The organism is Stenotrophomonas sp. 2YAF22 (assembly GCF_052114665.1).
In the GTDB taxonomy this organism is placed as follows: Bacteria; Pseudomonadota; Gammaproteobacteria; order Xanthomonadales; family Xanthomonadaceae; genus Stenotrophomonas; species Stenotrophomonas indicatrix.
In genome coordinates, this window is the sequence record NZ_JBFRFE010000155.1 from 1 (window position 1) to 7,613 (window position 7,613).

The window sequence follows — 7,613 nt, forward strand, 5'->3', positions numbered from 1 at the left end:
ACGTGCAGGCAGGGCGCGAGCTGCTGGAGCGCGAACTGAAGCGGCTGGGCCTGCAGCATTCGGACCTGTCCGCGGCGGCGAAGAAGTTCCATGCCGACAGTGTCGACGACCTCTACATCCAGGTCGCCCTGGGTGATACCGGCCCCAACCAGGTCAGCCGTTCGCTGCTGGAAGCCGAGCGTGCGGCCAGCCAGCCGGCGCCGACGTCGGCATTGCCGCGGCCGACCGCGCGCCGCGAGAACCTGGGCAAGTCCAAGTTCACCGTACAGGGCGTGGGCAACCTGCTGGTGCAGCTGGCGCGTTGCTGCCAGCCGGTGGCGGGCGAACCGATTGTCGGCTACCTGACCCGTAGCCGGGGTGTCACGGTGCATCGTGCAGACTGCGTGGCACTGGCGCGGCTGGCTGCGACCAGCCCGCAGCGGATCCTGCCGGTGGAATGGGGCCAGGCCGGCGGTGGCTATGAAGTGGACGTGGTGGTCGACGCAGTGGACCGCCGCTGGCTGCTGAAGGACATCACCAACCTGATCGCACAGGAAGACGCCTACGTGCTGGACATCCACAGCGACAACGTCCGCAACAGTGGCCGCGCGCATCTGCGCCTGCGGCTGAAGGTCAGCGACTACGGCCAGCTGTCGAATCTGCTGGGCAAGCTCGATGCGTTGCCCGGCGTCAGCGAGGCGCGTCGTCTGGGCTGAGCTTCACGCTGCCCCGGCTACCCTGCACGCATGGAACGCGAGCCCCCGCATCGCTCACAYGGCGCCGCACATCCGGCGCTCGATCGCGTTCGCCGTGAAAGCCGCTGGTGGTGGCTGCAGGCGCGCCATGCACGCCGGGTGTGGCGTTGGGCGCTGTTGACGGCTGCAGCCGTGTTCGTGCTGCTGGTGCTGGTGCGCAAACCGCTGGCGGACTGGTTCTGGGATGAGCCACAGATAGAGCAACTGCTGGCCGAGGGCGATCGCGCGCTGGCAGAAGGTCGCTTGACCGCGGGCGACGGCAGCGGCGCGCGAGAACGCTATCAGGCGGTACTGGCCCTGGATGGCGACCGTCCGCAGGCACGACAGGGCTTGGCCCGAACCGGTGCGGCAGCGCTGCAGCACTCACGCGAGCGGCTGCAGGCGGGCGACCTGGACGGCTGCGCGCAGGCGCTGGCGTTGGCGCGTGAGCTGCAGGTGCCGCGTGCCGAGGCAGACGCGGTGGCCCAGCAACTGCAGGCGCGTCGTCGTGCTGGGGCTGGCATCGGCGCCTTGCTTGCGCAGGCCCGCAATGCCTTTGCAGCGGGGCGGCTGGACGACGGCGACAGCAGTGCGTTGCCGTTGTTCCAGCGGGTGCTGACGCTGCAGCCGGACAACCTGCCTGCGCTGGAAGGTCGCGAGGATGCATTGAGCGACCTGCTGCAGCAGGCGCGTGCACAGGCCGCGCGCGGCGAATTGGCCACGGCGGCTGTGATCCTGCAGCGCGCACGTCAGTTCGATGCAGGTCATTCCGAGCTTCCTGCCAGCCAGGAAGCGCTCTCCCAGGCCGTCGATCAACGGCTGCAGCAGGGTCAGCGTGCGCTAAAACGGCAGCAGCTTGAGACGGCTGCGGATAGWTTCCAGGCCGTGCTGGCGGTCACGTCCGATGATCCCACTGCACTGCGTGGGCGCGAGCAGACCGTGCAGGCATTGCTGGCGCGCAGCCAGAAGCGGGCCGACGATTTCCAGTTCGAGGCGGCCGACAAGGATGCTGCGCTGGCGGCAGGTCTGGGTGCCTCGCAAGCGGCGCAGCAGCAGCTTGCACAGCGCCTGCAGCGTGCGCGGCAGGCACGCCAGTCGTTGCAGCAGCCGGGCATCAGCGCTGCCCAGCGTGAGCGCCAGCTGCGTGATCGGTTGCGCCAGATCGATCGCGCCGAGCGTGCCGGGCAGTGGATCACCCCCCCCGGGCACAGCGCCTTCGATGCGCTGCGCGAAGCGCAGGCACTGGCACCGCGCGACAGCCGGGTCAAGGCGGCGGCAGCGCGCCTGCTGCCCGCCAGCAGGTCCTGTTTCGATGACAACCTGCGACAGAACCGGGTGCAGGCCGCAGGTGCCTGCCTGCAAGCGTGGCAGACCCTGGCGCCGACGGCCGCAGGATTGCCCGATGCGCGTTCCCGCCTGGCCCAGCGCTGGCTGGCGATCGGCAGCGAACGGCTGGGTCGTGGTGATGTGGAATTTGCCGCCTCGGCCGTGGAGCAGGTGCGGCGGTTGCAGCCGGATCTGGCCGAGCTTGCCGCGTTCGAGGACCGCCTGCGGCACGCAGGCGGCCACATCGACTAGTCGAAGAACACCCGCTGCACGGTTGCCGATGCGGCATCCAGCGAGAAATGTTCGGCCACGTTGGCCAAGCCAGCGGCGGCCAGCTGCTGCCAGAGCACAGGGTCCTGGTACAGGCGGACCACCGCATCGGCAAAGCCCGCTGCATCGTCGGCCACCAGCACGTCCTGGCCGGCACGCAGGTGCATGCCTTCCACCGCGCAGGTGGTGCCGACCACGGGCTGGCCATGGGCCATGCTCAGGTTGATCTTGCCCTTCACGCCGGCGCCGAAACGCAGCGGCGCGATGGCGATCCGGGCACCGTCCATGTACGGAACGATGTCTTCGACGAAGCCATGCATCACTACGCCCGGCTGGTTGGCTGCCAGGGCAAGCAGCGTGTCCGGTGCACCGGCACCGATGCAATGCAGGCGCACCTGCGGCAGCGCCGCGCGGACGTGCGGGAACACATCGCCGATGAACCACTCCATCGCATCCAGGTTCGGCGGATGGCGGAAGCCGCCGACGAACACCAGGTCGTGGCGCTGCGCGAACGGTGCACCCGTGCCGGCGACCTCATGCAGGTTGGAGATCAGCTCCACCCGGACCTGGGGCGCATCGGCCTGCAGCTGTTCGCGCTCGGCGGCGCTGACCAGCACGGTGATGTCGCACCGGTCCATCACTGCCAGTTCGCTGGCGCGGGTGCGTTCGGCGTTGCGCAGCAGGCCAGCATCGCCCGCCACTTCCGCACCCCTGCGTTCGCGCAGGTAGTGCAGGTCGACGGTGTCGAACACGGTGCGGGCCTGCGGCGCATAGCGCTCAAGCAGCGGCAGGCATTCATTGGCGACGTGGTGGCGCACCATCATCACCACGTTGAAGCGGGTGCCGTGGCTGCGCAGCCAGCCTGCAACACCGTCCAGGAAGGGCGTATACCAGACTTCCACGCCCATCCGCTGCAGGGCTTCGGTCGCCACGCCGCCGTGTTCGCGCCGGGTGGGCACGAACACCACGTGGGCGCCGCCCTGCAGCAGCAGGCGGATCAGGTTGACCTGCCGCAGCGAGCCGGAGTCGCGCTCCGGGCGCGGCACTTCCTCATCCAGGATCAACACCTGGCGACGGCCGCGCAGCAGCAGCGCCGGCGAAGGTACCTCGCCGAGCTTCGGATGGGAGGCCAGTTCAGCGGCCCATCTGGCTGCGAAAATACCTTGGTTGCGTAACTGGTAGGCCTTCACGCCGCTGCCGGTATCGGTGCCATTGCTGGTGCCTTCATCGTGGATCACCCGGCTGGCCGGTTGCACCAGCACGCGCAGGCCCTGTGCCCGCACGCGGAAGGCCAGGTCGGTATCTTCGTAGTAGGCGGGCTTGTAGCGGGTGTCGAAACCGCCCAGCTGCTGCCACAGGGCACGCGGCAGCATCAGCGCGGCGCCGGAGCAGTAATCGACGTCGCGCAGGCTGGCGAAGCGGGGATCATCGGCGGCTTCGAAACGGCCGTAGCTCCAGCCGCTGCCATCGCTGAAGATCACCCCGCCCGATTCCTGCAGGCGGCCGTCGGGGTACAGCAGCTGGCTGCCGACCAGACCGGCATCGGCGACGGTCGCAAAGGTGTCCAGCAATGCCTCCAGCCAGCCCGGCTGCGGCACGGTATCGTTGTTGAGCAGCACCACATAGTGGCCGCGCGTGCGCGACACGCCATCGTTGCAGGCCTCGATGAAACCACCGTTGTGCTCGCGGACTTCGTAGCGCAGGCCACTGATCTGCGGCATCCACTGCACCGTTGCGTCGCTGCTGCCGTCGTCCACCACCAGGATTTCGCAGGCCACCGACGGCGGGTGCGCGGCCAGGGCGCGCAGGCAGGCCAGGGTATGGTCGACGTGGTTGTACACCGGAATGACGATGCTGACGTCCGGGGTATCGCTGGTGGGCACCGCAAAGGGAGCGAACGGCTGTGCCGGTGGCAGGTAGAGCGGCTTGCGCGGTGCCGGCACCGCGCGCTGGGCGTGGACCMGGATCCGCTGCCATGTGGCCCGCCAGCCGCGGGTGCGCAGGCTGGCCAGGCTGCGGCGGGCCAAGCCGGTCAGGCGATTGATCAGGTAGCGGATTTCGGCCAGGGACATCGCCATCCGGTTGCAACTCCAGCTTAAGCAGGGGGGCCGGGAGAATTCGCCTGCCGCAGCGGCTGGGGTAGACTCGCCAGACCCTACATTGTCGCATTCCCGTGCCCCGACGCTACGATTCAGACGATATCGACGATTTCGACGACGACGACCAGCAGGACACCGGTCCGCTCTGGCGCCGCCGGCTGATCACCTGGAGCATGGCGGCGGTCGCGTTGGGATTGGGTTTCCTGATCCCCTATACGCTGTACCTGAACCAACAGGTGACGCAGCGCTTCGGTGAACTGCGCTGGCARATCCCGACGCGCGTCTATGCACGCCCGCTGGTGCTGATGCCCGGCAAGGCGATGGATGCGGCAACCCTGAAGACCGAACTGGCCGCCTCGGCCTATCGCGATGATGGCCAGGGCAAGGATCCGGCAACCTATGCGGTGCAGGGCGGGCGCTTCGTCATCTCCAGCCGCGGTTACAACGATGTCGATGGCCACGTTGCTGCGCGCCGGGTCGAGCTGTCGCTGTCCGGCGGCAGCATCGCCTCGCTGCGCGACGCCGACAGCCGCAAGGCGCTGAAGGCAGCCCGCATGGATCCTGCGCGCATCGCCACGCTGTATGGGCAGAAGCAGGAAGAGCGCCGCCTGATCCGCATGAACGAGGCCCCGGACCTGTTGGTCACTGGCCTGCAGGCGGTCGAGGACAAGGACTTCAACCGCCATCACGGCATCGATCTGTCCGGCATCGCACGCGCGGTCTGGGTGACTGTCCGCTCCGGTGGGCAGAGCCGCCAGGGTGCTTCCACCCTGACCCAGCAGCTGGCCCGCAGCGGCCTGCTGGGAATCGGCAAGGAACAGACCGTCACCCGCAAGTTCAACGAGGTGCTGTATGCGTTGATCATGGAAGCGCGCTATGACAAGCGCACCATCTTCGAGGCGTACCTCAACCAGGTGTATCTGGGCCAGCGCGGCAGCCAGGCGATCCACGGCATGTCCTCCGGTGCCGAGTTCTGGTTCGGCCGCGATCTCTCCTCGCTGGAAACCGAGCAGATCGCGCTGTTGATCGGCCTGGTCAAGGGGCCGTCCTACTACGACCCGCGGCGTAATCCCGAGCGGGCGCTGGACCGTCGCAACTTCGTGCTGGGCAAACTGCACGAGGCGACCTTGATCGATGATGCCGAGTACCAGCGTGCGTTGAAGGCGCCGCTGGGCGTGCCCAAGACCCCGGGCCTGGTGGCGGCCAACCGCTTCCCGGCCTACGTCGACCTGGTGCGTCGCCAGCTTGCCCACGACTATCCGGAATCGGCCCTGCAGGGCGCCGGCCTGAGCGTGATGAGTGGTATGTCGCCGTCCGCACAGGCCTATGCCGAAGGCGCGGTCACGCGCACCATCAAGTCGCTGGAAAGCAAGCGTCGCCCCGAGCTGCAGGCCGGCCTGGTGATGACCGACGTGCACAACGGTGACGTGGTGGCGGTGATCGGCAGCCGCGAAGTGTCCGAGGTCGGCTTCAACCGTGCCATCGAGGCGCAGCGCCCGGTCGGCTCGCTGCTCAAGCCGTTCGTGTACCTGCTCGCGCTCGCGCAGCCGGACCGCTATTCGCTGGCCAGCTGGGTCGATGATTCACCGGTGACCGTGCAGCTCAGCCGCGGCCGCAACTGGAACCCCGGCAATGCGGACAACCGCAGCCACGGCACCGTGCGCCTGATCGATGCGCTCGCCCACTCCTACAACCAGGCGACGGTACGGGTGGGCATGCAGGTCGGCCCGGAACGGGTGACGCAGCTGATCCACGTGCTGGCCGGCATCAAGGCCGAGGCGAACCCGGCGGTGATCCTCGGCTCGACCGACCAGAGCCCGTACGCGATGGCGCAGCTGTACCAGTTCCTGGCATCGGGCGGCGAGATCCAGCCGCTGCACGCGGTGCGTGGCGTCCTTGATCCGCAGGGCAAGCTGCTCAAGCGCTACGACAAGACCCCTGCACCGGCACAGGAAGGTGACTCGATTGCCGCCAACCTGATCAGCATCGGCCTGCAGCAGGTGGTGGCCAGTGGTACCGCGCAGCGTTTGAACGCCGATGGCCTGGGCCGCCTGCAGCCGGCCGGCAAGACCGGCACCACCAACGATGGCCGCGACAGCTGGTATGCCGGTTACACCGGCGATCACCTGGCGGTGATCTGGATGGGCAACGATCAGAACGAACAGGCTGGCCTGTACGGCGCCACCGGCGCGATGCGGGTGTGGTCGGGCATCTTCCAGCGCCTGCCGACGGCGCCGTTGAAGGTCAGCAACAAGGGCCTCGACTGGCAGCCGGTTGCCGCTACGGGAACCAACAGCACCGATGAAGGGTGCCCGGGTGCCCGCCGCTTCCCGTTCGTGGTGGGCTATGCGCCTGCGTATGAACCTTGCGCACCGGCGGCCTTGCCGGACGCGCAGGGCGGTGCGGAAGGCGAGGGCGGCGGCTGGCGCAGCTGGTTCGGCCTTGACCGTAAGCCCGAACCCGCTGCTGAACCTGCCGCAGCACCCGCTGCAGCGACTCCTCCTCCAAGCCGATGATGCCGATGACTATCCGTTCGCTGTTCCAGCCCTTGGTCCTGAGTGGCCTCAGCCTGGCCCTGGCGGCCTGCGTGAGCAGCGCGCCGCAGGTGGTCAAGCCGGTGGATACCACCACGCCCGCACAGCGGCTGGCAGCCGTGGAAGCCGCAGCCGGGCCGGATGACAAGGAACTGTCGGTGCAGCCACTGCGCGATTCCCAGGTTGAGGATCTGCGGCAGACGGCGCTGACCCAGCGCAAGGCCAATGATCTGGCTGGCGCGGCCGGCAGCCTGGACCAGGCGTTGCAGATCGTGGCCGGTGATCCGTCGGTATTGCAGGAACGCGCGGAACTGGCGCTGCTGCAGGGCCAGTGGGCGGAGGCGGAAACGTTCGCACGCAAGGCTGTGGACCTTGGCTCGAAGACGGGGCCGTTGTGCCGTCGGCACTGGGCGACGATCGAGCAGGCGCGCCTGGCGCGGGGCGAGAAGGAGAATGCGGTGTCCGCGCACGCGCAGATTGAAGGCTGCACGGTGCCGGGGATCAAGCGGTACTGAGTTTCCAGCCAACGGCGCAGCCCCTCGTGGCTGGCTGCCTGGTCGCGCAAAAGCCGCGCTGGGCCGGGCAGGTTGGATTCGCGGGGGACGCCGTGAACCCATCCCTGGGGGCTTGGCCGCGGCATCCATGCCGCGGACACCCCCGCGAACCCAACC

At 68.3% G+C, this 7,613-nt stretch carries 5 protein-coding genes; 4 read left to right on the plus strand and 1 reads right to left on the minus strand.

The annotated features are described in order from the left end of the window. On the plus strand, nt 1-695 hold a 695-nt coding region (locus AB4Y84_RS08370), incomplete at its 5' end, for an ACT domain-containing protein (RefSeq protein WP_442249982.1). A 30-nt stretch (nt 696-725) separates the two neighbouring features. After that, the gene (locus AB4Y84_RS08375) at nt 726-2,291 is read left to right on the plus strand and encodes a hypothetical protein (RefSeq protein ID WP_442249983.1); all 1,566 of its coding nucleotides are present in this window, start codon (nt 726-728) and stop codon (nt 2,289-2,291) included. Here AB4Y84_RS08375 and AB4Y84_RS08380 read toward each other — a convergent pair. Continuing rightward, nucleotides 2,288-4,387, minus strand: a complete 2,100-nt coding sequence (locus AB4Y84_RS08380) for a glycosyltransferase (protein ID WP_442249984.1) — start codon at nt 4,385-4,387, stop codon at nt 2,288-2,290. The two genes, AB4Y84_RS08375 and AB4Y84_RS08380, sit on opposite strands and share 4 nt — an antisense overlap. Before the next feature lie 95 nt (nt 4,388-4,482). Between AB4Y84_RS08380 and mrcB the strand changes: the two genes are divergently transcribed. Beyond that, nucleotides 4,483-6,924, plus strand: coding sequence for a penicillin-binding protein 1B (gene mrcB / locus AB4Y84_RS08385; RefSeq protein ID WP_442245005.1), 2,442 nt, complete (start codon nt 4,483-4,485; stop codon nt 6,922-6,924). Further along, nucleotides 6,921-7,457, plus strand: coding sequence for a hypothetical protein (locus AB4Y84_RS08390; protein WP_080150494.1), 537 nt, complete (start codon nt 6,921-6,923; stop codon nt 7,455-7,457). The genes mrcB and AB4Y84_RS08390 overlap by 4 nt, the downstream gene beginning before the upstream one ends. Nucleotides 7,458-7,613: the final 156 nt, after the last annotated feature.

Excerpts from the sequence above, each read along its gene's own strand:
- AB4Y84_RS08390 (WP_080150494.1), top strand. The coding sequence starts at position 6,921 with ATGATGCCGATGACTATCCGTTCGCTGTTCCAGCCCTTGGTCCTGAGT.